General features: G+C 31.5%; 23 protein-coding genes and 1 other RNA gene. 10 read left to right on the forward strand and 14 right to left on the reverse strand.

What is annotated here, in order from left to right:
* Together T1L09_RS05055 and T1L09_RS05060 are read right to left on the reverse strand one after the other, a co-directional pair.
* Positions 1-3,195, reverse strand: a 3,195-nt coding sequence (locus T1L09_RS05055; RefSeq protein ID WP_322549866.1) for an HYR-like domain-containing protein, incomplete at its 3' end; no start/stop codon positions are given.
* 54 nt (positions 3,196-3,249) lie between these two features.
* Positions 3,250-3,738, reverse strand: a complete 489-nt coding sequence (locus T1L09_RS05060; RefSeq protein ID WP_322549867.1) for a hypothetical protein — start codon at positions 3,736-3,738, stop codon at positions 3,250-3,252.
* Between the two features lie 317 nt (positions 3,739-4,055).
* Here T1L09_RS05060 and T1L09_RS05065 point away from each other — a divergent pair, with 317 nt between their 5' ends.
* From T1L09_RS05065 to T1L09_RS05075, 3 genes are read left to right on the forward strand one after another with little or no spacing between them, the layout of a single operon-like run.
* Positions 4,056-4,547: a SixA phosphatase family protein gene (locus T1L09_RS05065; protein ID WP_322549868.1), complete on the forward strand. Its 492-nt coding sequence runs from the start codon at positions 4,056-4,058 to the stop codon at positions 4,545-4,547.
* The gene (gene ppk1 / locus T1L09_RS05070; protein WP_322549869.1) at positions 4,540-6,627 is read left to right on the forward strand and encodes a polyphosphate kinase 1; all 2,088 of its coding nucleotides are present in this window, start codon (positions 4,540-4,542) and stop codon (positions 6,625-6,627) included. Before T1L09_RS05065 ends, ppk1 begins: the two co-directional genes overlap by 8 nt.
* A 15-nt stretch (positions 6,628-6,642) precedes the next feature.
* Positions 6,643-7,533, forward strand: a complete 891-nt coding sequence (locus T1L09_RS05075) for a Ppx/GppA phosphatase family protein (protein WP_322550057.1) — start codon at positions 6,643-6,645, stop codon at positions 7,531-7,533.
* Between the two features lie 33 nt (positions 7,534-7,566).
* On the opposite strand, the gene T1L09_RS05080 is transcribed toward T1L09_RS05075, so the two are convergent.
* The 7 genes from T1L09_RS05080 to dnaX form a co-directional block, all read right to left on the reverse strand.
* The gene (locus T1L09_RS05080) at positions 7,567-8,286 is read right to left on the reverse strand and encodes a YoaK family protein (RefSeq protein ID WP_322549870.1); all 720 of its coding nucleotides are present in this window, start codon (positions 8,284-8,286) and stop codon (positions 7,567-7,569) included.
* 14 nt (positions 8,287-8,300) lie between these two features.
* Positions 8,301-8,846: a GNAT family N-acetyltransferase gene (locus tag T1L09_RS05085; protein ID WP_322549871.1), complete on the reverse strand. Its 546-nt coding sequence runs from the start codon at positions 8,844-8,846 to the stop codon at positions 8,301-8,303.
* Positions 8,847-8,913: 67 nt separating this feature from the next.
* Entirely contained in the window at positions 8,914-9,399 is a 486-nt protein-coding gene (locus T1L09_RS05090; protein ID WP_322549872.1) for a hemerythrin domain-containing protein, read from the reverse strand.
* 10 nt (positions 9,400-9,409) lie between these two features.
* A complete protein-coding gene (locus T1L09_RS05095) occupies positions 9,410-9,727 on the reverse strand; it encodes a phosphoribosylpyrophosphate synthetase (RefSeq protein ID WP_322549873.1) in 318 nt (105 codons plus the stop codon).
* Positions 9,724-10,077 (reverse strand): DUF488 domain-containing protein, encoded by a 354-nt coding sequence (locus T1L09_RS05100; RefSeq protein WP_322549874.1) that lies wholly within the window; start codon positions 10,075-10,077, stop codon positions 9,724-9,726. Before T1L09_RS05100 ends, T1L09_RS05095 begins: the two co-directional genes overlap by 4 nt.
* Positions 10,078-10,429: 352 nt before the next feature.
* On the reverse strand, positions 10,430-10,903 hold the full coding sequence (locus T1L09_RS05105; RefSeq protein ID WP_322549875.1) for a DNA polymerase III subunit gamma/tau: 474 nt from the start codon (positions 10,901-10,903) through the stop codon (positions 10,430-10,432).
* A 197-nt stretch (positions 10,904-11,100) separates the two neighbouring features.
* A complete protein-coding gene (gene dnaX, locus T1L09_RS05110) occupies positions 11,101-12,174 on the reverse strand; it encodes a DNA polymerase III subunit gamma/tau (RefSeq protein ID WP_322549876.1) in 1,074 nt (357 codons plus the stop codon).
* A 170-nt stretch (positions 12,175-12,344) separates the two neighbouring features.
* On the opposite strand from dnaX, the gene rnpB reads away from it, so the two are divergent.
* An RNA gene (rnpB, locus tag T1L09_RS05115) (RNase P RNA component class A) lies at positions 12,345-12,668 on the forward strand.
* Between the two features lie 8 nt (positions 12,669-12,676).
* Here rnpB and rsmD read toward each other — a convergent pair.
* Genes rsmD through T1L09_RS05130 form a run of 3 tightly spaced genes read right to left on the reverse strand, consistent with a single transcriptional unit; the run spans position 12,677 to position 14,803 of the window.
* Entirely contained in the window at positions 12,677-13,252 is a 576-nt protein-coding gene (gene rsmD, locus T1L09_RS05120; protein ID WP_322549877.1) for a 16S rRNA (guanine(966)-N(2))-methyltransferase RsmD, read from the reverse strand.
* Positions 13,249-14,061 carry a DUF3822 family protein gene (locus tag T1L09_RS05125; protein WP_322549878.1) on the reverse strand — a complete coding sequence of 271 codons (813 nt, stop codon included), beginning with the start codon at positions 14,059-14,061 and terminating at the stop codon, positions 13,249-13,251. The genes rsmD and T1L09_RS05125 overlap by 4 nt, the downstream gene beginning before the upstream one ends.
* On the reverse strand, positions 14,045-14,803 hold the full coding sequence (locus tag T1L09_RS05130) for a hypothetical protein (RefSeq protein ID WP_322549879.1): 759 nt from the start codon (positions 14,801-14,803) through the stop codon (positions 14,045-14,047). Before T1L09_RS05130 ends, T1L09_RS05125 begins: the two co-directional genes overlap by 17 nt.
* Positions 14,804-14,923: 120 nt before the next feature.
* On the opposite strand from T1L09_RS05130, the gene T1L09_RS05135 reads away from it, so the two are divergent.
* Positions 14,924-16,348 carry an ATP-dependent DNA helicase gene (locus tag T1L09_RS05135; protein WP_322549880.1) on the forward strand — a complete coding sequence of 475 codons (1,425 nt, stop codon included), beginning with the start codon at positions 14,924-14,926 and terminating at the stop codon, positions 16,346-16,348.
* 25 nt (positions 16,349-16,373) lie between these two features.
* A complete protein-coding gene (gene kdsB, locus T1L09_RS05140; RefSeq protein WP_322549881.1) occupies positions 16,374-17,102 on the forward strand; it encodes a 3-deoxy-manno-octulosonate cytidylyltransferase in 729 nt (242 codons plus the stop codon).
* 8 nt (positions 17,103-17,110) lie between these two features.
* Here kdsB and T1L09_RS05145 read toward each other — a convergent pair whose 3' ends face one another.
* A complete protein-coding gene (locus T1L09_RS05145) occupies positions 17,111-17,773 on the reverse strand; it encodes a spermidine synthase (protein WP_322549882.1) in 663 nt (220 codons plus the stop codon).
* A 56-nt stretch (positions 17,774-17,829) separates the two neighbouring features.
* On the opposite strand from T1L09_RS05145, the gene T1L09_RS05150 reads away from it, so the two are divergent.
* On the forward strand, positions 17,830-18,393 hold the full coding sequence (locus T1L09_RS05150; protein WP_322549883.1) for a 1-acyl-sn-glycerol-3-phosphate acyltransferase: 564 nt from the start codon (positions 17,830-17,832) through the stop codon (positions 18,391-18,393).
* 126 nt (positions 18,394-18,519) lie between these two features.
* Positions 18,520-19,557: a hypothetical protein gene (locus T1L09_RS05155; RefSeq protein WP_322549884.1), complete on the forward strand. Its 1,038-nt coding sequence runs from the start codon at positions 18,520-18,522 to the stop codon at positions 19,555-19,557.
* 55 nt (positions 19,558-19,612) lie between these two features.
* Here T1L09_RS05155 and T1L09_RS05160 read toward each other — a convergent pair whose 3' ends face one another.
* Positions 19,613-20,077 carry a helix-turn-helix domain-containing protein gene (locus T1L09_RS05160; protein ID WP_322549885.1) on the reverse strand — a complete coding sequence of 155 codons (465 nt, stop codon included), beginning with the start codon at positions 20,075-20,077 and terminating at the stop codon, positions 19,613-19,615.
* 301 nt (positions 20,078-20,378) lie between these two features.
* Here T1L09_RS05160 and T1L09_RS05165 point away from each other — a divergent pair, with 301 nt between their 5' ends.
* Positions 20,379-21,533, forward strand: a complete 1,155-nt coding sequence (locus tag T1L09_RS05165) for a M14 family zinc carboxypeptidase (RefSeq protein WP_322549886.1) — start codon at positions 20,379-20,381, stop codon at positions 21,531-21,533.
* A 57-nt stretch (positions 21,534-21,590) separates the two neighbouring features.
* Complete coding sequence (locus T1L09_RS05170; RefSeq protein WP_262318519.1) at positions 21,591-22,070, forward strand: Lrp/AsnC family transcriptional regulator; 480 nt, start codon at positions 21,591-21,593, stop codon at positions 22,068-22,070.
* Positions 22,071-22,125 lie beyond the last annotated feature (55 nt).

A 22,125-nucleotide genomic window follows, 5' to 3' on the forward strand; every position in this document is an offset into this window, starting at 1 on the left:
AGTAGCAGCAGTTGGTACTGCATCACATTCTACAGTCACATTTGCGGGAGCTGTTGAAGTGAATGTTGGAGCTGTTGAATCTTTAACCGTTATGATTTGCGATACAGAAGTTGCGTTTCCACATACATCAGTTGCAGTCCAAGTGCGCGTTAAGGTATAATCGCTTGCACAAGATCCATCTGTTCTTACTTCGTTAAACGTTACAGTTGCATTTCCACAAGTATCAGTTGCTAATAAAGTAGCAGCAGTTGGAACAGCATCACATTCTACAGTTACATTTGCTGGAGCTGTTGAAGTGAATGTTGGAGCTGTTAAATCTTTAACCGTTATGATTTGTGATACGGAAGTTGCGTTTCCACAATTATCAGTTGCAGTCCAAGTGCGCGTTAAGATATAATCGCTTGCACAAGATCCATCCGTTCTTACTTCGTTAAAAGTTACAGTTGCATTTCCACAATTGTCAGTTGCTAATAAAGTAGCAGCAGTTGGAACTGCATCACATTCTACAGTCACATTTGCGGGAGCTGTTGAAGTGAATGTTGGAGCTGTTGAATCTTTAACCGTTATGATTTGTGATACAGAAGTTGCATTTCCACAAACATCAGTTGCAGTCCAAGTTCGAGTTAAGGTATAATTACTAACACAAGATCCATCTGTTCTTACTTCGTTAAAGGTTACAGTTGCATTTCCACAAGTATCAGTTGCAGCTAAAGTAGCAGCAGTTGGAACAGCATCACATTCTACAGTTACATTTGCTGGAGCTGTTGAAGTGAAAGTAGGAGCTGTTAAATCTTTAACCGTTATGATTTGTGATACGGAAGTTGCGTTTCCACAATTATCAGTTGCAGTCCAAGTGCGCGTTAAGATATAATCGCTTGCACAAGATCCATCCGTTCTTACTTCGTTAAAAGTTACAGTTGCATTTCCACAATTGTCAGTTGCAGCTAAAGTAGCAGTAGTTGGTACTGCATCACATTCTACAGTCACATTTGCGGGAGCTGTTGAAGTGAATGTTGGAGAAATAAGATCATTAATAGTAATTGTTTGATTTAAAGTTACACTGACACAAGTAGTTGTAACTGTAAACTGTCTATTTACAATAGTTGGACAAGAACCAGTTGCAACGTCTACATAAGTAATAGTATAAGTTAATAAGTTATTTGATACATTACCACCAGCACTAATAAAATCTTGAAGAGTTATTGTAACTGGGATTGTACTAAATGCTAAAGGTGTAATTCCATTTGTTCCGCAGCCATTCAATGTAAGTGGAGAAGGTGATATAATTGTTGGAGCGTCATCTATAATTATAGTAAATTTAAAATAGCATCCGTTTGGATCTGGTGGAACAGCATAATAATCATTTGAACCTGCAATATTAGGAAATGAAGTTGTATACTGAACTGATGCAGAAGTTACGGGATATGAATTATAAAACAATGTTCCAATTGGATAGTTAGAAGCTATAGTATTAAAAGGAATTATAGTTGATGTACCACAAAAACTAAAATTTGAAGTTATTGGTGGATTTTGGCAATTTTGATTGACAAAATCTGCAGCATCAACATTGATTTTTATGGGTTCAGTTATTGGTTCTCCAAGACAAGTTCCAGAAGTTTGATATCCTTGAATAAAGGGTTGGTTAGCAATAGAAATACCAGTAATTGCACCAGTTCCATTAATAAAACCTTGAAGAGTTGCACTTGGTGTACAAATTTGTTGCGTAAGTAAAAAACAATCTTCCGTTATTTTAATTTTATATTTTAATTCGCCAAGGATTGTTGATGGATTAGCTGGTACAGGAAGCGTTCCTATATCCCAAGTCAATAAACCAGCAGGTCCAATTGAAGTATTAAAATTTAAAGAATTTGGACTAGGTAGCGGTGTGAAACTAATTGATTTGGTAGCACTTCCTGCTACATAACTAGCCATATATGGAATATCAATTTTTATTTTTGTATTATTAACTGCTTCAGTTCCTTGATTTACTATTTTAATAGAATACTCAAGTACTTGACCAGGTGTAACTGTTGTAGCACTTGTTGCTGGCACACCATCAACAGAAAGCAAAGACATTATTCCTTCAATTTCAGGTATATAGGCATCAACCGCCATGGCTGCCATAAAGACTATGTAAGTGTCTCCAGTAGAACCATAACGCAGCGAAGTAGATGTCTGGTTATTGGCAATAACAGAATTACTTGGATTAGGAATATTGAACATTGAAATATCAAGCCCCGTATTATTGACTAAAGTGGGGTTTCTAGTATTTCCACCGGTCTGTATAGAAGAATTAAAAAAGTTATCCACTGCATTTCCTGTATGATCTAATGGCAACCAAGTATTATTGACTTTACGAATATTAAAATAATCGCCATCGATTCCTCTATCACCTTCACCAGCCATTAATCCTAATTTCACGTTTACTTGTCCCGTTTGAACCGCGTTAAAACCTGAAATAGGAATTTGATGGCTCGTTGTGCTTGCAGCTACAAAGGCATGACCGTCAAATACAGTAATGTCTCTCCACTTCATTTTTGAGTTTTCATAAACAACGATGATTCCCCATCCACCATAATAACCTGTTCCACCACCATTACCTTCAATAAGTGCAATATCTGCAACGGTATATTCTCCAAGACCATTGATTTTTACGTAATCGGTAATTTCTGCAAACGCGGAATACATGTAATCATCAGTAGTTTGAGGGTAAAATATATCATTAGTTCCTGCTGTAAATTCAGTATATGAACTTGAAGTAGGCCCTTTCAATTTAACTTTTCGTTTGTTGAAAGTTTTAGTAGTAGAACCTTTTGTGACGTTAAATGTGTCAGGACTAGGAGACGAATTTGATGCTCTACCCGTCCAGTATAATCCGGCAAATACAACTTTGGAACAACTTGGTATCGCTCCATTTTCATTTGAAAATGTTAAATTTGCTGCGGAGGAATTAAAAGTGCTATTATCACCATCCACATCAACATATTTCATTGAACTATTACCATTTTGAGTTGTTAGGCCATAATTATTTAATGTTAAATTCGTATTTCCAATTAAGGTAAAATCTCCTTTTACATTGTAAATTGTTTGTGATGGATTTGCTGCTGGTTTTCTTGGTGTAAAACCAACTCTAACTTGTGCAACACTAAAAAAGCTACACGACAAGAAAAGCAACACATATAAATATGTTTTCATTTCAGTCATATTTTTGATAATGTAATTTTTTAAATTCATAATAGGTACTATTTTTTATTGAAGAATACTTATTTGATAGGATATCAAAACTTGAGGATTAGTCATAACAATTAAATCACGAATATTCCCCGTGATTAATGGAGTTTCAATTATTACATGAATAACTTCTAAATGCATAAAATGATTTAAAGCATTTAAGTTAATTGATGAGACAGGGGCTGTAATTTTTACAATACAATTTTTTATGTTCTGATTTGATACGCTAGTCACTTCACTTAAATTCGAATAATTTATTTCAAGTGTATTTATCACATTTCCTGAAGTAAGCGGAGAAGATGCTCTACTTGACATATCAGCTGAACTCAGTAAAATACTATCTGAATTTAAAATAGTATCAATCTTTTCTTTATTTATAATCCCGTTTGGTATGTGTGCCGTAACAGTATTATAATTAAAATAATCCTGAGCATTTGAAGTAGCAAAGCTCATAAATAAAAATAAGGTGAGTAATGAATGACTCTTAAATCTAGCTGTAGTTTTCATAATAAAATTTATAAAAAATTAATGATCACAGCAGATAAAGTAAAATAGTTAACTTGGGGTAAACTATGAGAATTTAATTTTGAGTTTTATATATTCAAGTTTCTTAAAAAATTATTTTATCTAAGAATTTGTTAAATAAATATTATAATACTATTAAAATTCAAAGGCTAAATTAGGAATAAAGTACTATCACTTAAAATATTGTTGTAGATATTCGATAAAGTGGTTGATATTATCCATTAACTCCCAGAAAAATTAAAAAAATATAGATATTAGGTAAAAAAAAATGATTAATTTAATATTTTAATTAACGAAATATGAAAAATTTAATTTTAGTTAGACATGCAAAGTCCAGTTGGGCCGTTCCTGTTCAAGATATTGATCGATCTATCTCTTGTAGAGGGGTCAAGAATGCCCATTTAATTGCACTCAAATCAGTTGATATTGTTCCTAAATCTTATATTGTTTGGTGTAGTAATGCAAAAAGAACAAAAGAAACAGCTTTTATTTTTTCGCAATATTTATCAATTCCTATAGAGGTCATTCAATTTTCAAACGAATTATACACTTTTGACGATAAACAACTACTTCAAATCATAAAAAAATGTAAAAATGAGCACGATAACTTAATTCTTTTTGGACATAACGAAGCTATTACAAAATTTGTTAATAAATTTGGGGATCTTTATATAGAGAATGTCCCAACAGCTGGTTTGGTTCATTTGCAATTTGATTCTAACAATTGGGAACATCTATCTAAAGGCAAAACAATATGTACTTTATTTCCAAGCCATTTTAAAAATGAATAATTCCAACCAAAATTCATATATCGATAGAGAAAAAAGCTGGTTAACTTTCAATGCGAGAGTTTTACAAGAAGCTAATGACGAATCTGTTCCTCTATTGGATAGATTTCGTTTCTTAGGTATATTTTCCAATAATTTAGATGAATTTTTTAGAGTTCGTTATGCCGCAATACGAAGATTATCCTTAGAAAGTAATGATACGGAAAAAATTCTCGGTGTTCCGGCTGAAAAATTGTTAAAAGAAATTACTGAAATTGTAATCGAACAACAATCTGAAAGTTTACGAATTCTCAGTGAAATTGAGAAAAAACTCGAAAAAGAAAATATTTATATCATTACTGAAAAAGATATTTCTAAAGAACACGAGCAGTTTATACATGATTATTTCATTCAAAAAGTTAGTCCTGCTGTGGTAACTATTATGTTGAATGATTTGGAAGAGTTTCCACTTTTAAAAGATACATCGGGCTATTTAGCTATCAAATTAGTGATGATTTCTGAGGCAAATCATAAAGAAATTCGTTACGCAGTTGTTGAAATTCCTAATACAATTAATCGTTTTGTGGTGCTTCCTTCTAATTCAGAAAAACAATATATAATGCTTTTAGACGATGTTATTCGCTATAATTTAAATAACATTTTCAATATTTTTGATTATGAAAGCATCTCTGCCCACATGATTAAAATTACGCGTGATGCACAACTCGAATTCGATAGTGATTTGAGTAAAAGTTTTATCGAAAAAATATCTTCGTCGGTAAAAGATAGAAGAGTTGGTGAACCCGTGCGTTTCGTATATGATCAAGGAATTAGTGCTGACACATTAGAATTTTTCTTAAAAGGAATGGGAATTGATAGTTCTGATAGCATCATTCCAGGTGGAAGATATCACAATCGTAGAGATTATATGAATTTTCCAAATTTAGGACGATATGATTTATTATATAGAGAAAATTTACCATTACCAATTCCCGGATTGTCCCTAGAAGGTAGTATTTTAGATAAAATTAAAAAGAAAGATTATTTGTTATACGCGCCTTATCAGTCTTTTTCTTACGTAATTAAATTTCTACGTGAAGCCGCTTTGGATCCAAAAGTAGCTTCAATAAAAATAACCTTATATCGCTTGGCAAAAAATTCGCAAATTGTAAGCTCGCTTATAAATGCTGCTAAAAACGGTAAAAAAGTAACCGTTCAAATTGAATTGCAAGCGCGTTTTGATGAAGAAAGTAATATCTCATATTCAGAACAGATGCAAACCGAAGGCATTGAGTTAATTTTTGGTGTTAAAGGTTTGAAGGTGCACAGTAAAATTTGCGTTATTGAGCGTATCGAAGAAGGACGAGTTAAAAGATACGGAGTGATTTCAACGGGAAATTTCAATGAAAATTCTGCTAAAGTTTATACAGATGTAACGCTTTTTACTAGTAATACCGAAATTTTAAAAGATGCTGCAAAGATTTTTGATTTTTTTGATGTGAATTATCGCGTGCATCGCTACAAACATCTAATCGTTTCGCCTCATTATACAAGAAGCCGTTTTAATAAATTAATTGATCGCGAAATTGCAAATGCACTTGCCGGAAAAGAAGCCCATATTAAGTTGAAAATGAATAGTATTTCTGACTTTAAAATGACTGACAAATTATATGATGCTAGTAGGGCAGGAGTAAAAGTACAGTTAATTATTAGAGGTATCTGCTGTTTAATTCCTGGTGTGAAGGGTATGAGTGAAAACATTGAAGCAATTAGTATTGTTGATCATTATCTAGAACATTCTAGAATTTATATTTTTGGAAATAGCGGAAATCCGGAAGTTTTTATTTCCTCTGCTGATTTTATGACGCGAAATTTAGACGCAAGAGTAGAAGTTACTTGTCCTATATATGATGCAGAAATTAGAAAAGAACTAATAGAAACATTTGAAATTGGTTGGAAGGCCAATATTAAAGCCAGAATGCACTCTGACGATTTAAAAAATGTATACCGCACTCGTGGTGCTGAAAAGCCGTTTAGAGCTCAGTTAGAAATGTATAATTACTATCAAAATAGGTTAGATGTAATTGCTGAAACGGTTGAATAACCTTAAATTTATATGATGATTACTATAAAAAAATATGCTGCAATCGATATCGGTTCAAATGCCATGCGGTTGTTGGTGACAAATATTGTAGAGCAAAAAAATTGTACACCGCAATTTAATAAATGTGCTTTAGTTCGTGTGCCAATTCGTTTGGGACAGGATGCTTTTACTGTTGGAGAAATTTCGGAAGAAAATATAGATCGAATGGTCGATGCAATGAAGGCATTTAAATTATTAATGAAAGTGCATAAAGTTGAAAAATATCACGCTTGCGCAACTTCTGCTATGCGTGAAGCTTATAATGGCAAAGAAATTGTAGATTTAATTAAGAAGAAAGCTGACATCAAAATTGAAATTATTGAAGGTAAAAAAGAAGCTACGATTGTTGCGGCGTCCGATTTAAATCACTTCATAAACTCAGATAAAACTTATTTATATGTCGATGTTGGCGGCGGAAGTACCGAATTTTCACTTTTCGATAAAGGTGTAATTATAGCCTCTAAATCTTTTAAAAATGGAACCGTCCGTTTGTTGAATAATATGGTTACAGAATTTGTTTGGGAAGAAATGGAAAAATGGATAAAAACTGTGACGGAACCTTTTGACGATATTAACTTAATTGGAACCGGTGGAAATATCAATAAATTATTCAAATTATCAGGGAAAAACCAGGAAAAGCCTTTATCATATATGTATGTGCAAGCGCAATATCAAAAATTGAATAGTATGAGTTATGATGAAAGAATTGCCAATTTAGCCTTAAATCCAGATCGAGCTGATGTAATTATTCCTGCCACAAGAATTTACTTAAATGCAATGAAATGGAGTGGCGCGCGACAAATTTACGTGCCAAAAATTGGATTGTCTGATGGAATAGTGAAAGCGATGTATTACGGAAAAATGTAAAGAACAATAAGTCACACACGTGGCTTTTTTCTTTTAAATATGTTTTCGTTTCCAACTTAATATTTGGAATTTAATGGTGTCATAATACAAACCAAATAATAATACCGTTGCCGGAATAAGCAACACATAAAGCGACCAGTACGAATAGAAAATTCCACCTAAAACACCACCAATAAAGAAAAATAAAATAATTCGCAATCGAAGCCTTATAGTTGATGTCAATTTTTCGTTTTGTTCTTTCGTTTTGTAGAAAAATAATTGCGATAATTCAATTCCTAAGTCTGTAAATAGTCCGGTTAAGTGAGTTGTTCTTACAATTGCTCCTGAAATTCGAGTCACTAATGAATTTTGTAATCCCATAGCAAAAAGTAGTGTAAAAGCAATAAAGTTGTAATGAGTGGCAATATTGTGTTGACCCAAAATAGCAACTGCAAATAAAATTCCACTTTCAATAAGTGTAGGAATTACATAAATATATCGATCATTTTTTTTTGAAATAATTTCAATGAATAGACTAGAAACAAACGATCCTAAAAAGAAGAATAAAATGTATAAAAAATAAATTAAACTTTCTGTAAAATGGAGTTTAAAGACTTCATCTATGAAAAAAGCAAAATGACCTGTTACATTTGTGGTTAGTCTTTGCACCGATAAAAATCCGGCAACATTTACAATTCCTGCAACGAAAGAAAGTAAGGAAGCAATCTTTTTGTTGTGGCTTAAAGTTCTTGTTTTGCCTTGATGTCTAAACATTGTTTTGTTGCCTTTTATTTTTTTGCTTGAAACGCTAACCAATCTTCTTTAGTTAAGCGATATATGAAGTTTAGTTTTGGTTCTTCGCCAAAATAAGTAACTTCGCGTTCGCCAATTTTAGTAACACCTAAGCGATTTATTGAAACTTGAGAGCGGATATTTTCGGCACCAATATGAAAGTCTACAATACAAACAAATTGAAAAATATAATCCAACATCATACTTTTTACGGCGTGATTTATTCCTTTTCCCCAATATGCTTTATCATAAAAAGTATAGCCAATTAAAATACTGTGTTCAGTTTCATCGTAATCGTAAAAGCGTGTACTTCCTATTACTTTGTTGTTGATTTTATCTACCACTTTAAAAGCACCATTACTTAGAATTGCTCCTTCGAAAAAATTTTTAAAAATCTGTTTTTGCCAACGATTTTTATTAGGATGTTGTTCCCAAATTTCAGGATTGGAAGCCGATAAATGCAAAGCTTCAAAATCATCGTTATTCAGAGGATAAAGAATTACAGTTTCATTTTCTAATACGGGTTGAATCGTAAAATTCATTGCGATTATTTATTGGATTGATTAATAGTAAGATAATTTTTTACCTTTATAAAAAGAGGAACATTTATTAGGATACTAACCAAAATTCATCTTTCCAAGCAATTTCGTGTTCACGTGTTCTTGCTTCCATTGCTTCTGCGATTTCTGATAATTCATCTTCTGAAAAAATTTCTTGCAGGTAATTAAACAATTCACGTTCTTCAAATCGAATGTGTTTTTCTAAAATATCAGCTAAATTTTCAATTCCGATTTTGTCTTCGGGATTATTTCGCAAAGCATCAATTTCTAACTTTATCAGTTTATGTTCTTCTTCGGCTTGAAGTCGTAATAAATTATCGGAAGGTAATTTGTTAAACAATAAGGTTTCTTCTTCTTCAAAATGAAAAATTAAATCGGTATCAAAAAAGTGAATTGCATAATTTATGATTCTTGATGGTTCGATTTCTTTTTTCAAACCTTGTCTAATTTTCCAAACGAGTAATAAGGCAAAATGATGATCTTTTGAAAAAGTTACAATTGCTGGATTTCGTTTGATAGGTTTTTTGGATTCCATTCTATTTTTTTTAAATGTGTTTTTTTAATCGGGATACAATTTTAAAAGTTAAAGGATCAGAATAAAGTCCATAGCCATTTACAACGATACCTTTTATATTGTGAATTGTGGAAGAAATTCCATAGACAATCATTTCATCTCCTGGATCAGAATCACCTTCAAAACGATGAATTTCGTCAATTTGAAATTCTTCCGGCGAAAGATAGGTGGAGTTTTCGTGACAAACTAAACATTCTTTTTCGACCATCAATTCGAAGTCTGTAGTATAACCTCTTTCTTTTAAACCTACTAATGCTTCGGTTACCGTATCATAAGAATAATTGCTCATAGTGTTTGATTTAAAATAGTGCTTAAAATGACTGCGTGATTTATTTCTTGATTTTTTGCTCCATATAAAAGTGTAACTTTTTCTGTTGCTGCTATTTTTCTAACTCGGTTAAGCTCTTCTTCTTGTTTTAGTAATTCTTCTTTATAGCGAATGGTGAATTCTTGGAATCGCTCTTCTTTGTGGTCAAACCATTTGCGATGTTCGGTAGAAGGTGCAATGTTTTTATCCCATTCATCTATGTTAACTTTTTCTCTTGAAATGCCACGAGGCCAAAGTCGATCTACTAAAATTCGATAGCCATCATTTTCAGATGCTTCTTCATACACTCTTTTAATGACAATTGGTTGCATAATAAGCGTTTTAGTTTAGTGACTTTTAAGTACCAAATAAAATATTTTGAAGTTCAATATCAGTATTATTTTGATACGAAGCCTATACAAATATACCGAATATAGTTCGGTTTGTGATGGTTTTTGGTCTGAAAAATCGAGTTGATTCATGAGTTAAAAATAAATAAAGTAGTACTTTACTCGACAGTAAAATAAGATTTTAGAACTAGATTTGAAGTAATCACAGGAATGCGTTAGGGATGGGAGTGGCATCCTTTTTGTTTTTTCTTTAAAAACAAAAAGATAGAACGTACAGCCCGACCAAAGGTAACGCCCAAATTATAGTATTAAAAATAATAGTTTTTCTTATTGTTTAAACATCCAAATCAAATACTTTTCGCAGTAAATCTAAATTGGGATTAATTTGTCTTAAACGCTCATATTTTTCTTGTGGTGTAAAAGCAAATTTCGTTTCGGTAACTTCATTGACAATTACTTCAATGCTAATTTCGTGGTTGTGTAATCGGCCTCTTAAATAGGTCATTAATTCATGACAACCCGATAAAAAATCTTCCTTTGTACCTTGATTTGGTAGTTCTAAAGTAATGGTTGTGCCGTTTAACGTTGGGTCGTTCATCTGCATATAAGTTGCTAACAAACGTTTGCCTTCTTGTCTCATTTTTTCGGCAAATTTTGTCCACAACAAAAGCATATCGGTTTCTGTAAAGGCTTGTGCAGGTGCGTTTTCTTGTGTTTTCTGATGACTTTGTTGCTGGGCTTCTATTTGTTTCTTGGCTTTGATACTCGCAATAGAAAGTGCAGAAACTTTGGTTCCCGTAGCGTTCATATGAGGAATAGCTTCGTTTATAACTGTCGGTGGAACTATTATTTCAGGTTGTGAAGCGTCAATTATTTGTTGTTCTTTTGGTTCACTTATAACAATAGATTGCGTTGCCTCTTTTGGTTCTAAAGGCTTTGGAACTGAAACTTCCGTAATAGAGTAGGAGTTGTTTTTGTAATAAGTAGCCGGAATTATAAATTTAGCTACTTTTTTTTTTCTCCATCAAAAGTGATAGAGGCTAGTTGCATTAAACAAAGTTCAACAAGTAGGCGTTGATTTTGGCTGACTTTAAACTTTAAGTCGCAATCGTTTGCCAATTCAATTCCTTTGATTAAGAAATCGTGCGTAGCTTTTTGAGATTGTGCTAAATACAAACTTTGAGCTTGTTCACCCACCTCTAATAAAGATAAAGTTGCCGGATTTTTACAAACCAACAAATCTCTAAAGTGTGATGCTAAACCAGCAATGAAATGATGACCGTCAAAACCTTTGGCCAAAATATCATTGTAAGCAATTAATAGATCTGGAATCTTATTTTCTAAAATTAAATCTGTAATTCTGATGTAATATTCAAAATCAAGTACGTTTAAGTTTTCAGTAACGGCTTGTCTTGTTAAATTTTTTCCACAGTAGGAAACTACTCGGTCAAAAATAGACAAAGCGTCACGCATGGCACCATCTGCTTTTTGTGCAATAATATGCAAAGCATCATCTTCGTAAGCGACACCTTGTTCTTTTGCAATTTCGGCTAAATGGTCTTTTGCATCTTTAACGGTGATTCTTTTGAAATCAAAAATTTGACAACGCGATAATATCGTTGGAATAATTTTATGTTTTTCAGTAGTTGCTAAAATAAATATAGCGTGTTTTGGCGGTTCTTCTAATGTTTTCAAAAATGCATTAAAAGCTGCTTGTGAAAGCATGTGCACCTCGTCAATAATATAAACTTTATATTTTCCGGTTTGTGGTGGTATTCTAACTTGGTCAATAATACTTCGAATATCGTCAACTCCGTTATTAGAAGCAGCATCTAATTCAAAAACATTGAATGAAAAATCTTCATAAGGATCATCATATCCTTCTTGATTGATTTTTCGAGCTAAAATACGTGCACAAGTTGTTTTCCCAACACCTCTAGGACCTGTAAATAACAAGGCTTGCGCCAAATGATTGGTTTCAATAGCATTCAACAAGGTATTTGTAATGGCCTGCTGCCCAACAACATCTTTAAATGTTTGCGGACGGTATTTTCTGGCAGATACTACAAATTGTTCCATAGAATATTATTGAGTGACAAATATAGGATATTAAATCTCAAAATTCAAGCTGAAAAAGCAATTTCAATACCTAAATTTAAGTCAACAAAACAGTTAAAATTTGATGCTTTTATTTTTTCTAAATTCTAAATTCTAATTTCATATTTCTGCATGCAAAAGACTATCTTTGCACCGCAGACCGCCTTATCGCTGTTCAGTAATGAAGAGAGGAAAGTCCGGACACCAAAGAGTAGCATAGCGGGTAACGCCCGTCCGTTGAAAGGCGAGGACAAGTGCAACAGAAAGTATGTACAGGTAATGCTGTAGTGAAACCAGGTAAACTCTATGCGGTGAAATGTCAAGTATATCAACTCCTCCTGATTTATTAGGATAAGGGCGACTCGTCCGATGTTGAAGGGTAGACAGCTTGAGCTAAGCAGTAATGTTTAGTCTAGATAAATGATAAGGCTCCAATTTATTGGGGACAGAATCCGGCTTATAGGTCTGCTTTTTTTACATACAATTATTCTTCATCGTCTTCATAATCTTCTTCTTCGTCACTTTCAAATTCGTAGAAAGAAAAAACAGAACCACCATAAATTTTTGCAAAAGAGAAATTGGTCAAGTGCTCTAGTTTTGTGTATTTTGAATGTTCTACGATTAACATTCCTTCTTCATCTAATAATTCTTTTTCGAAAATAAGTTGGACTAGTTTTTCAAAATCTTCCTGACTCATTTCGTAAGGTGGATCCGCAAAAATAATATCAAAACTAGCTTTACTTTTTTCAACAAAACTAAATACATCGCTTTTAACAGCTGTTATATCTAAATCTAAATCAGTGGCCATTTTTTTAATGAAATTTACACAACCCATATCACCATCAACACTAGTAATGGCGCCAGCACCTCGAGATGAAAACTCATAACTTATACTACCAGTTCCAGCAAATAAATCTAAAACTTTTAAACCGTGAAAATTGAAGTAATTGTTTAAAACATTAAATAATGCCTCTTTGCACATATCAGTCGTAGGACGAACAGGTAAGTTTTTAGGAGCAACTATGCGACGACCTTTATGTTTTCCAGAAATTATTCTCATGAATGATATAGTGTAAAGTGATTTCTAATATTTTTCTCTGTTTCGTCTAGCGCTGTTTTCATTGTGGAAACATCTAATAACGAACAGTTTCTAATGTATTTGTGGATGATTTTATAATTTGAATCTGATTCCAAACAGTTTCCTAAAATTTTAACCGATATCGTTTCTGGATTTAATTGCAATTGTTCGCACGAAAATAATATAAAATAAATTAAATCTTCTGGCGCCGTATAATTGAATGAATTGAATAAAAGCAACTCTTGATTTTTTATAATCACCAATTCAAAGGTGTTCTTTTGTATGTGAACAAAAATTTGCTTCTCTTCTTTGTTTTTGGCAAGGTCAAGTAACTTATTTACTAAAATTGAGTTGCTATTTTTGTATTCAAAACTTTCATATTGGTCTAATAGAAAATTGTTGATATTTACGAAAGGAACATAAATATTATTTATTTCATAAGGTGAGATTGTATCGAATGTGAAAAAATCAGTTTCAAAAACTTTTGTGTTATATTGCAAATAACTCGCTAAGTAATTGGCATCAAATAAAGAAGAAGGCACAAAAGCATTCAAATTATTATTATGCAAAACAACTATTTCATCGTATGGTTTTGTAAGGACGGTATGATCTACAAATGTGCGCCACAGTTGTTCTTCAATGACTTTATTTTTTTCGAAAGTGAGAGAAGAAGTATGTATAATCTTACTTGTAAATAGATCAAAGACACAAAAAGAAAGTCCACTCAAGGAAACCTGAATGGACAACTTTTTGTATGTTTTTAATGTAATGTCGTTATTCGTTATTACCATATTTTTTTGGCCAGTTTCCTGTAAGACTAACTTCTTCTAAAGAACCTAGAGTAATTTTAGGACCGTTGATTTCATCAATCGATTCTACTTTGTTTTCATTATTAACTAAATCCTGATCTAAATCTGCTAGTAAAGCATCTTTGTCAATCACAGCTTGAAAAACAGAAATATTCATATCATTTCTATTAACTAATCCTGTTTTCATAGAAACAGGAACTTCGATATTTCCAATTTTTACAACATTTAATCTTTTGTATCTATCTGAATTTTTGAATAACGAATCTTTTACAGATACGTTTCCTAATTTCTCAGTAATTACAACATCTTTATAAAAACCTCCAACACCGTCAGCTTCAACTTTGATTCCAAAGGCGTTATTTCTTGCGACATCAATAACTGAAGTGTCTTTACGAGATACAATTTCGAATTGACCTTCTTCAACAAATTTAATTAATTCATCAAAGTTTTCGGCAAATTTACCATTTACAGATTTGTATCCAGTTTGCAATTTTTTAATATCTAACATCGTTTTAACTGCTGCAGAAAAACGTGCTTCTTTTTCTTTTTTAAATTCTATAGGCTTCATAACAGAAGCGTAAATAAGGTAGGCAATAAAAATACAAACCGCCCATAAAGCAATAGACAAAATTGGTCTTGCTCCAGAAGGTAGGAATTTATCAATAAGTTTTACTAGTGCGAATGCAACGATGCAAGTGACAACAAAATAAATTAATAACAACATTTTTTATACTTTTTAGTTAAAATAGGTCGACAAATCTACAATTTTTTTTTCTTTAGAAAAGAATTTCTTGTAAAAATCATCAGTATCTTTGAAAAATTAATATTAGCCTAACATTTTTTTATGAATTATCAGCTGTTTTACAATTTATTACGTGAAAATTTCTTGTTTCAACCCACTCTAAAACAGGATATTTTTTTGCAGAAAATTGCCAATTATTTAATAAATTCCACTTCGGAGGATATTTTTGTACTCAAAGGTTATGCCGGAACAGGAAAAACAACCATTATTTCAAACGTAATTAATTCGATTCATAATGTAGAAATGAAATGCGTATTACTTGCACCAACCGGAAGAGCTGCAAAAGTTATTAGTAATTATTCCGGAAAGCCCGCTTTTACAATTCATAAACGTATTTATTATCCGAAAAAGAACAAATTTGGAGGTGTTAGCTTTACGCTCCAGCAAAATAAATTTAAAAACACACTCTTCATAGTAGATGAATCTTCCATGATTTCAGATACAAGTCAGGATTCTAAATTATATGAAAATGGTTCTTTGTTAGATGATTTGTTTTTTTATGTTGATGCAGGAAAAAATTGTAAACTTTTATTAATAGGTGATACCGCGCAGTTACCACCAGTGAATATGACCGTTAGTCCGGCTTTGGATATTGATGGACTTTCGTTACATTATCAAAAAAATGTACATCATATTGAGTTTGATGAAGTGATGCGTCAATCGGAAGATTCCGGAATTTTATACAATGCTACAATTTTACGAGATTTATTGAATTCTCATTTTATCGATACTTTTAAATTTAATTTGAAAGGTTTTAAAGATATTGTTCGTTTGCAAGATAGTTATGATATTCAAGATGCCATTCACGGTACTTATGATAATTATGGTTTAGAAGATACTGTTTTTATTGTCCGATCTAATAAAAGAGCAAATCAGTACAATCAACAAATTAGAGCGTCCATTTTATCTAAAGAAAATGAAATTTCGACAGGAGATTATTTAATGGTGGTGAAAAATAACTATTTTTGGTTGAAAGAAGAATCTGAAGCCGGATTTATTGCAAATGGCGATATTATTGAAATTTTGGAAATTAGAAAAATTCAAGAATTATACGGATTCAAATTTGCAACCGTAAAAGTTCGAATGGTCGATTATCCAAATCAACCTCCTTTAGATACGATTATAATGTTAGATACAATTATGAGCGAATCTCCTTCATTATCTTATGAAGAATCGAATCGATTGTACCAGGAAGTGTTGTTGGATTATGAAGAGGAGCGTCAGCAATATAAAAAACTGCAAAAAGTGAAGGCAAACGAGTATTTCAATGCACTTCAGGTGAAGTTTTCTTATGCAATTACTTGTCATAAATCGCAAGGTGGACAATGGAAAACTGTATTTGTGGAACAACCTTATTTACCAGATGGAATTGACGTCGATTATGTGCGATGGTTGTATACTGCAATCACACGTGCACAAGAAAAACTTTATTTAATAGGATTTAAAGATGAATATTTTGAAAATTAGTACTTTTACACTTTAAAACATATATATGAAGATAATTGCTGTAATTCCGGCACGCTATGCATCCACTCGTTTTCCTGCAAAATTGATGCAAGATTTAGGAGGCAAAACTGTAATTCTAAGAACATATGAAGCTGCAATTGAAACCAATTTATTTGATGATGTGTTTGTAGTAACCGATTCGGATTTAATTTTCAGTGAAATTATTTCGAAAGGTGGAAAAGCAATTATGTCCATAAAACAACACGAAAGTGGAAGCGATAGAATTGCAGAAGCTGTTGAAAATATGGATGTTGATGTAGTAATTAACGTTCAAGGAGACGAACCTTTTATCAACAAAAAGCCTCTAGAAGAATTAATTGAAGTTTTTAAAAATGACATCGATAAAAAGGTAGATCTAGGATCGCTAATGTTTCAAATTACCGATAAAGAAGAGATTAATAATCCAAATCACGTAAAAGTTATTACGGACCAACAAGGATTTGCTCTCTATTTTTCACGTTCGGTAATTCCTTTTCCACGAGAAGAAAATGTAGGCGTTCGTTACATGAAGCACATTGGAATTTATGCGTTTAGAAAACAAGCGTTACTTGATTTTTATAAGTTACCAATGTTATCTTTAGAAGCTTCAGAAAAGCTAGAACAACTTCGTTATTTGGAATACGGAAAACGTATTAAAATGGTAGAAACTTCACACGGAAGTATCGGAATTGACACGCCAGAAGATTTAGTAAAAGCAAGAAAATTATTGCAATAATCGTAAATTTAAGCTAATTTTTTAATTGTAAATAATTCGTTATGGTGTTCGATTTTTGGATATAATCTAACCGAATAATTGGTATTAAATTTTGTACGATATATTACATTTCTTTCCGAATCTTTTTTATCTAATATCATAGTATTGAATAAGATAAAACCATTTATGTTAAGTAAAAAATTAATACGATTTATAAAGAAATCTTCAAATAAAAAATTAGGCATTGTTGTATCTTGAAAGATATCAATCACGATTAAATCGTACTTTTCTTTGGTTTTTAAAACAAACTCAAAAGCATCATCAATTACGATTTCGACATTGTCAAATTGGTCCAAACCAAAATATTTATTGGCAATTTTAATTACGGTTGTATCAATTTCTACACCCGTAATTTTACCTTTGAATTTTAGATCATTTTTTAATGTTTCGATAACACTTCCGGCAGCAACACCGAGTATTAAAATCGATTCAAATTTATTTATTCGGTCATAACCGATATATTTCAAACCTTTTTTTAAAACGCGTTGTAAACTTCCAAAGGAATAATTAGTATTTTCAGAATCTAAAACTAAGAACCCATTATTCCACGTAACTTCCAGATTTTTACTGAATTCCGACTTCTTTTGATGGATATTTATGGGTAATAAGTAACTTAATAAGCGCTTTATCATCTGTTTTAGTTTGTAATCGTAAATATAATTTTATTTTTGTGTCAAATTAAGTCAAAATGAAACAAATTATCTACAAATTTATATTCTTAAATATCTTAGGTTGGAAAGTGATTGGGACTATTGCTCCAGAAGTAAGAAAAGCAGTACTAATCGTTGTTCCTCATACTAGCTGGTGGGATTTTTTCTTAGGCATTTTCTCTAGAGGTATTTTAAAAGTGGAGATTAATTATTTAGCAAAAAAAGAGTTATTCGTGTTTCCATTTAAATATTTCTTTGAGTGGACCGGAGGAAGAGCTTTGAACAGGGCTAAAAACGAAAATAAAGTTGATAGTATTGCAGCAGTTTTTGAACAAAATGATATTTTTAGATTAGCATTGTCGCCAGAAGGAACTCGAAAAAAAGTAAACCAATGGAAAACAGGTTTTTATTATATTGCTTTGAAGGCCAATGTACCTATAATTCCTGTTGTATTTGATTATGGTAAAAAAGAAGTCGTTTATCATCTACCTTTTTATCCGACAGGAAATATTGAAGAAGATCTTAAGGTTTTAGAATCGTATTATATTGGAATATTTGGTAAAAATCGAGCGTTAAGTTATTTTCCTGAAAAGAAAAAATAATAAAAAGCATCTATTTTTGATTAATCATATAGTAAAGAAAAATAAATTTTATAAAAAATAATAAATTCAACAAAACCAAGCAGAAACCTTTTCCGTAAATGAAAGCAAACTTAAAAACTTTCAAATATGAAAAAACTATTTTTACCCTTAGTTATTATCGCCATTTCATTCGCATCTTGCAGTGATGATGACTCTATGACAACTATCGCTAACCCGATGCCGCCAAATACAACTCCCACTCCTGCTATTGAATTAAAGCTTTTTACTTCAAGCAATACATCAGGAAAAATTTCTTTCACAGATTTGTTGGCTGCATCTCCAACTCCGAAAAGTTTCAACATATCTTCAACTGATTCTGATGGGATTTTTTATGATCCTTTTAGAGATCAAATAATTCAAGTTTCTAGAACTAATAATAAAGTTGATGTGTACTCTGGCTTAAGAAATTCAATTATTTCTGGTGCAACTGATTTAAATTTAGGATTTTCATCGGCATCAGACTTTACAAATGCACGTGAAATTGCAGTAACAAACGATAGAGTTGTTGTGGCACAAGATCAAAGTGCTACTAACGGAAATGTTAGTAAATTTTATGTTTATCAAAGAACTGGTTCAAACCTTTCGTTAATTAATACTTATACTGTAAATATTAAATTATGGGGGATACATATTGATGGCAATACAATGTATGCTATTGCTGATGCTACAAGTGATTTAGTAGTTTATGAGAACTTTTTCTCGAATATGACAGGTGAAATTATGGCTTCAAAAAGAGTTACTATTGAAGGTTTAGTAAGAACGCACGGAATAACGTATTCAACTCAAGATAATGTACTGATTTTATCAGATGTAGGTTTGGCAACAAACGATGCTGACGGTGGATTAATTGTTATTAAAAACTTTTCTTCAGTGCTAAATGCTACTACTAATATGGGAACAATTGCTATGAATAACCAAGTTAGAATTTACGGACCAACCTCCTTATTAGGGAATCCGGTTGATGTTGCCTACGATCATGTAACAAATGATATTTATGTTGCAGAACGTTTAAATGGAGGAGGACGTGTCTTAAAATTCGCATTTCCTATAACTAATGGAGATTTTGCGCCAACAACAAGTAGAATAGAAGCTGGTGTAACTGCATTATACTTGCTGAGAAGATAATAGAAAAGGTTATTAAATTCAATTTGAAAAGCTCTAGTTTTTACTAGGGCTTTTTTTAGGGCGTATAATTTTTAAAAGTGCCGTCTTTAAAGAATATTACGATTCGTTCAATAGCAGTATCGTTTTTTAAAGTAGGAGGAGTGTGTTGCGAATTTTTTGCTGCCTGAATTTCGTTTTCGGGGGTGCTGCTATTTTCTGCGGAAAATAAATCAGTTTCTAAGGATTGATCTTGTAAAATAACCTCTTCTTTTATTATCGGTTTTTTCTCTTCAATACTTAGATTTTTAATTTCAGATTTTGGAAAAGTTCCCTTTCCGTTTAATACCCAATATAAATCTACGTCCGGAAAAACTTCAATTACTTTTATAATAAAATCTAAACTCGGCTTGTTTCTTCCAGAGAGTAGGTGAGATAAACTAGAACGTTGCACACCAATTTTATCTGCAAAAGCAGAGGCTGATAAATTGTAATAATCAAGGATAATTTCCAAACGTTTAATAAAGTCATCAATGTTTACCATTGTAAATAGTGTATTAAAATTAATCAATTACAAATGTAAACAAAGAAACTTAATTAAGCAAGTTTACAATTGTAAATAGCTATTTTCACATTAGATTAATGGTTTATGTAAACAGTATTAAATAATTGATTTACAGTTAATAATTTACAATATTTTAAACTATTCATTACTGTAAACAATTTGTTGATATGTTTCGTTTTTCAGCAGTCATAACTGTTTACAAAAGTAATTTAAACGGGATAAATTGTTGTTTACAATTGTAAATGTAAAGTTGTTTACATTTGTAACATAATATAAACGTATGGATAATTTACAATTAGCAACACATTTTTTAGAGCCTAAACTAAAAGGTAAGTACATTCACTTAGATATTATTTTACCGTTATTAAATACTTATAAATCAATATTTGATATTAGTGTAATAGGAAAATCTGTTCAGCAAAGAAGTATTTTTCAAGTTAAAATTGGAACTGGTAAAACCAAAATTTTGATTTGGTCTCAAATGCACGGCAACGAACCAACCACCACAAAAGGTTTATTTGACTTTTTTAATTTCCTTAGTTCTGATATGGATTTGGCTAATCAGATAAAAGAAAAGTATACCTTAGTATGTATCCCGATGTTGAATCCTGATGGAGCTTTTGCCTATACTCGTGAAAATTCAAATGCAGTTGATTTAAATAGAGATGCTTTTATGGCAACACAACCTGAAATGCAATTGTTACGATCAATTTACGAAGCGTTACGACCTGATTATTGTTATAATTTACACGATCAACGCACAATTTTTGGTACGGAAGGTTTTCATCTTCCTGCTACGATCTCTTTTTTATCGCCAGCTTACAATGCTAAAAGGGATTATAATGATGTTAGAATTAAAGCAATTAAGGTAATCAATAGGATGAACAGAGCTTTGCAAGAGTACATTCCTAATCAAGTAGGCCGATTTGATGATAGTTATAATGTGAATTGTATAGGAGATTTTTTCACAACTAGTTCTACACCAACTATTTTATTTGAAGCAGGTTATTTTCAAAATGATTATAATAGGGAAGAAAGTAGAAAATATTTTTTTATAGCGCTTTTAAATTCATTTTTAATAACTGATGAAAATGCATTAGAAACGAGTAATTTAGATGAATATTTAAGAATTCCTCAAAATAATAATTTTTTTTTCGATTTTATTTATAAAAATGTTAAAATAATTGATAATAAAATTGAAAAAATAATTAACTTTGCAGCCCAATATCAGGAAGAATTAATAGATGATAAAATTAGTTTTATCGCTGTTATTTCTAAAATATCAGATTTAGATAATTTTTCAGGACACGTTGAGTATGATTGTGAATTGTTACTTTTTTCTTCTCAAGGAAAGAATTTGCCAGCAATAGGAGAAAAAGCGACATTTAATTTGAATAATTTAACTTTTTTTAACAACGGAGAAAAAATAATTTAATAAATTTGCATTGATATTGATTAAATTGCAATATTTTAACATTTATTATAAGTACTTATGAGTAAGTTTCGATTAGATGAAGTAGATCATCAAATTTTAGACATGTTGATTGATAACACAAGAGTTCCGTTTACAGATATAGCTAAAAAGCTATTAATTTCTGCCGGCACAGTTCATGTGAGGGTAAAAAAGATGGAAGATGCTGGAATTATTCAAGGTTCTTCATTGACATTAGATTATGAAAAGCTAGGTTATTCTTTTATTGCTTATGTTGGTGTTTTTTTACATAATACCTCTCAAACTAAGTTTGTTTTAGAGCGAATTAACCAAATTCCGTATGTAACTGTAGCGCACGTAACCACCGGAAAGTTTAATATTTTCTGTAAAATTAGAGCTAAGGATACGAAGCATGCTAAAGAAGTTATTTTTATGATTGATGATATTGAAGGAGTTTATAGAACTGAAACAATGATTTCTTTAGAAGAAAGTATCAACGACAAAAAACGATTGATGCACACAATTTTTAAAGAACTTTAATATATTAGCCTCTTAAAAGAGGCTTTTTTTTGTTTTTTTGTGAGAAAATAAAGAA

The sequence above is a fragment of the Flavobacterium psychraquaticum genome (genome assembly GCF_034497725.1).
Taxonomy (GTDB): Bacteria; Bacteroidota; Bacteroidia; order Flavobacteriales; family Flavobacteriaceae; genus Flavobacterium; species Flavobacterium psychraquaticum.